Genomic DNA, 3,521 nt, shown 5'->3' on the forward strand with positions numbered 1-3,521 from the left:
TGTCTCATCTCCACTCCTTGGCGGTTACGATGAGCCAGAAACCCTCCTTTACGAAATCACCTCAGATGGCCCATGGGCGCTGATCCCGGACACAGGAAAGCCGCCTCGCAGGGATCCCCGACCATGACCGTCAGTTTCTCATGCCGGATGTTCGGTTGCTTACTGGCTGATCGCACCACCGCCGTGACGTCCATGTCTCTATCGAGCGCGGCCTGAAGCACGCGCGTTCCGGTGCGCCCATTCGCGCCAAGCACAACAAGTTTCACGGTCTGCTCCAATTGGTTTGCGGTTGCTGTTTCGTCGTGATCGCTCCGCTCTTACCCATACGAATTTCAGGAGTGAACTGACGAAAATCGTTGGTTTGGTATGCGTAGATCCGTGGTATGGGTGACCCATGAATTGGAGCACGATCGCTTTCGACTGGAACCAGGCGCGGTCCTTCCTCGCCGTCGCGGAAACGGGGTCGCTGTCGGCTGCCGCCGCGGTTCTTGGCGTGACGCAGCCCACGATCACACGCCAGATCGCGGCCCTGGAGGCGGATCTGAACGTTACGCTGTTCGAGCGTACGGGACGCTCTGTCACCCTCACGGATGCTGGCCTCGAGCTTCTTGAGCATGTGCGGGTCATGGCGACAGGTGCCAACATGATGTCGCTGGCCGCCTCAGGGAAATCGCAGGCGATCGAAGGGCAGGTCAGGGTCACCGCCTCGGACATGACGGCGGCCTACCTTCTGCCGCCCGTGCTGGACCGGATACGCGCCGTCGCGCCCGATCTCGAGATCGACATTGCCGCCGACAACTCCGTCCGCGATCTGCTGCTTCGTGAGGCCGACATCGCGGTCCGGCATATCCGCCCCGAGCAGCCGAACCTTATCGCCAAGCTGATCTGCGAGGACCCCGCACGGTTCTACGCGGTCCGCAGATACATCGAGACACGAGGGGATCCGAAGCTCGACGAAGACCTCTCGCACCATCAATTCGTCAGCTATGGCGATTACGAACGCATGCTGGGCTACTTGCGGCCCATCGGCCTCGACCTGACCCGGAAGAACTTCCGCTACGTCTCGAACTCGCAGATCGTCGAATGGGAAATAGCGCGGAGCGGCCACGCGATTGCGATCATGTCCGACCGCATCGCCGGGATGTTTCCCGAATTCGAGCCTGTCCTAACGGAGATCGATCCCTTCTCGATTCCGATGTGGCTTGTCGCACATCGGGAATTGCAGACCAGCCGCCGGATCAGATTGGTGTTCGATCTGCTGGCGGAATGCCTGTCGGGGTAGAGCGAAAGAGCTCGCCGACCCGCGCCGGACACGCCTCATCGCAACTGCATATCACCACAACCAAAGCCCACGTCTCATGTCCCTGCTCGCCGCGACACCGTATCCGATCATCCTCCTCGGAATGTGCCTCGGCACCATAGGTGTGCGCCCCACCCTGCTGGCATGGGCAACAGTCATGCTGGGGGCTTTGAGCGGACTTGGCGCAGCGGTCGTCATCGTGGTCACGGGGCAGCCGCATTCCTGGGGCCTCTCCATGGTCGCAGCCTTGCCCTTCGTCATAGTCGCCCTGACGACGATCAAGGACCTCACGTATCCACTCATCAACGATGTTTCGACGGACGTAGATGCCCCTCCGAGGTTCGAGGCAGCACTTCACGCGGCAGCAAATGCGGGCCGCGACATGGCGTTTCCGAAACGCTTCGCGCCGATTGTGCGCGACAAGTACCCCGAATTGCGCCCCCTCATCCTACGCGAACCGAAACGGGAAGTGCTCGAACGGGTCGCCAGCCTGATGGCCGAGATGCCGAACTGGACCGCCACGTTCCGCGACGACAGCAGAGGACTTGTGGAGGGCGAGGTCAGAACCCCGTTCCTCGGCTTCGTGGACGATGTGGTCGTTCGGGTCGCGGACGACGGCGGCAGCACCCGCGTCGACATGCGATCGAAGTCGCGCGAGGGCCTGGTGGACGGGGGAGCGAACGGCAAGCGCGTTCAGGGCTTCCTTGCAAGATTGGCGGATGCGTAGGCTCTCGCAGTGTCGCGTTGCACGAAGCTCCGGTCTCGTGGTCATTGAGAACACCGCTCCCGCCACCTTGATGATGGCGGAAGCGGTCTGCTTCGCGGCGACTTCAGGTCCAGCCTCACATGCGGTTCTCCGTCCGACGTGCGCTCCTTCGAATGGCCATCGGGGCCAACCACCACGCGGATCTGCTGCCGGAAGTTCGAGAAGCTGTCGAAGCGCACCACGTCCACCGCCTCGTCGAGGTCGAGGACCAGCCGAAACCATCCCGGAGGCAGCTGTTCGGCGGAGATGACCGTCGCCGCGAACGGCTGCGCCAGGTAGTGGCCACTGACCCGCCCGCCCGGTGTCCATCCCTCGGGCGGGCGGCCCGCGATCGCCGCGTGGAAGGCGTTCCAGTCGCGGTACCCGTATCGATGGGCGATCCTCTCGAGCGCTTGTGCGTGGCTGATCGCGGTGCCCGTGGCGGCCAGCTCTTGGCGCAACCGCTTGGCCTGGTCCTTCGCTTGCCCGGTCGTTGGCAAATCGTACGTCATGCCGGCACCTCTTCGGTCTTCATGAACAACCCCCATCGCAGGGATCGCTGTCTGGCGAGCAATGCAAGGACCATCGCCGTCAGCCCAAGCAGCAGCCCCTCGGCCGCGGGCGCGGCCAGCCAGATGCCTGGCTCGCCCACCGAGCCTGCAAGCGCGAAGGTCAGCGGCATCGCGAAGAGATAGGGTTTGGAGAGCCCCAGGATCGCCGCGCGGCCCGCATCGCCGATGGCCTGGAAATGCATGGCGATTATCATCAGCGGGCCCGCCGCGAAGAACCCGGCCGAGATCACGGGCAGGATCCGGGCGACCTCCGCGATGACGATTGGATCCGACACGAAGGCCGATCCGATCGGGGCGGCGAAGAGGGTCATGCCGGCCTGGAGCGTGAGACCGTAGCCGAAGGCCGCAAGGACGGCGGTCCGCAGGCTCGCGTCGCTGCGCCGGAAGGCGCCCGCGCCGTAGTTGTTGCCGGTGATCGTCTGCATCGCATGCGCCAGCCCCAGAAGCGGCAGGAAGGCGAAGGTGATCAACCGCGTGACGATGCCGTAGGCCGAGACCGTCGCATCGTAGTCCGGCGCCTCGACCCATTGCAGCGCGGCGATGATCGCCCCCGATCCCAGCGCGAGCCCAATGAAGTTCAGGCTTTGCGGGGCGCCGAGCGCAAGGATGCGCCCCCAGCCCGAGACCGGCGAATGGTGCCAAAGCGCTGAGGGCCGCAGCCCGGTGTCGCCGAAGACGCGGAAGGCGAGAATGATGCAGAGAGCGAGCGCCTGCGCCATCGCGGTGCCGTAGGCCGAACCCGCCACGCCCAAGTCGAGCAGCCCGATCAGGACGTAGTTAAAGCCCATGTTGCTGAGCGACACGAGCAGCTGTCCGGGATCAGCGCCCATGGGCCATCTGAGGTGATTTCGTAAAGGAGGGTTTCTGGCTCATCGTAACCGCCAAGGAGTGGAGATGAGACAGA

The 3,521-nt window shown here is 63.9% G+C and carries 5 protein-coding genes; 2 read left to right on the forward strand and 3 right to left on the reverse strand.

The annotated features are described in order from the left end of the window. Positions 1 to 56 precede the first annotated feature (56 nt). Entirely contained in the window at positions 57 to 266 is a 210-nt protein-coding gene (locus tag Q331_RS24445; RefSeq protein ID WP_169738541.1) for an NAD(P)H-binding protein, read from the reverse strand. Between the two features lie 128 nt (positions 267 to 394). On the opposite strand from Q331_RS24445, the gene Q331_RS0119115 reads away from it, so the two are divergent. Together Q331_RS0119115 and Q331_RS23315 are read left to right on the forward strand one after the other, a co-directional pair. Next, positions 395 to 1,282, forward strand: coding sequence for a LysR family transcriptional regulator (locus Q331_RS0119115; protein ID WP_026381972.1), 888 nt, complete (start codon positions 395 to 397; stop codon positions 1,280 to 1,282). Positions 1,283 to 1,358: 76 nt separating this feature from the next. Further along, positions 1,359 to 2,027, forward strand: coding sequence for a DUF1499 domain-containing protein (locus Q331_RS23315; RefSeq protein ID WP_051631368.1), 669 nt, complete (start codon positions 1,359 to 1,361; stop codon positions 2,025 to 2,027). A 41-nt stretch (positions 2,028 to 2,068) separates the two neighbouring features. On the opposite strand, the gene Q331_RS22770 is transcribed toward Q331_RS23315, so the two are convergent. Together Q331_RS22770 and Q331_RS22775 are read right to left on the reverse strand one after the other, a co-directional pair. After that, positions 2,069 to 2,557, reverse strand: a complete 489-nt coding sequence (locus Q331_RS22770; protein ID WP_051631369.1) for a glyoxalase superfamily protein — start codon at positions 2,555 to 2,557, stop codon at positions 2,069 to 2,071. Further along, complete coding sequence (locus tag Q331_RS22775) at positions 2,554 to 3,447, reverse strand: MATE family efflux transporter (protein ID WP_051631370.1); 894 nt, start codon at positions 3,445 to 3,447, stop codon at positions 2,554 to 2,556. The genes Q331_RS22770 and Q331_RS22775 overlap by 4 nt, the downstream gene beginning before the upstream one ends. Positions 3,448 to 3,521: the final 74 nt, after the last annotated feature.

The organism is Afifella pfennigii DSM 17143, assembly GCF_000688515.1.
Taxonomy (GTDB): Bacteria; Pseudomonadota; Alphaproteobacteria; order Rhizobiales; family Afifellaceae; genus Afifella; species Afifella pfennigii.

Bases quoted from the DNA above. Each gene is read 5' to 3' on its own strand.
- Q331_RS0119115 (WP_026381972.1), top strand. From the start codon at position 395: ATGAATTGGAGCACGATCGCTTTCGACTGGAACCAGGCGCGGTCCTTC.
- Q331_RS22770 (WP_051631369.1), bottom strand. From the start codon at position 2,557: ATGACGTACGATTTGCCAACGACCGGGCAAGCGAAGGACCAGGCCAAG.
- Q331_RS23315 (WP_051631368.1), top strand. From the start codon at position 1,359: ATGTCCCTGCTCGCCGCGACACCGTATCCGATCATCCTCCTCGGAATG.
- Q331_RS22775 (WP_051631370.1), bottom strand. From the start codon at position 3,447: ATGGGCGCTGATCCCGGACAGCTGCTCGTGTCGCTCAGCAACATGGGC.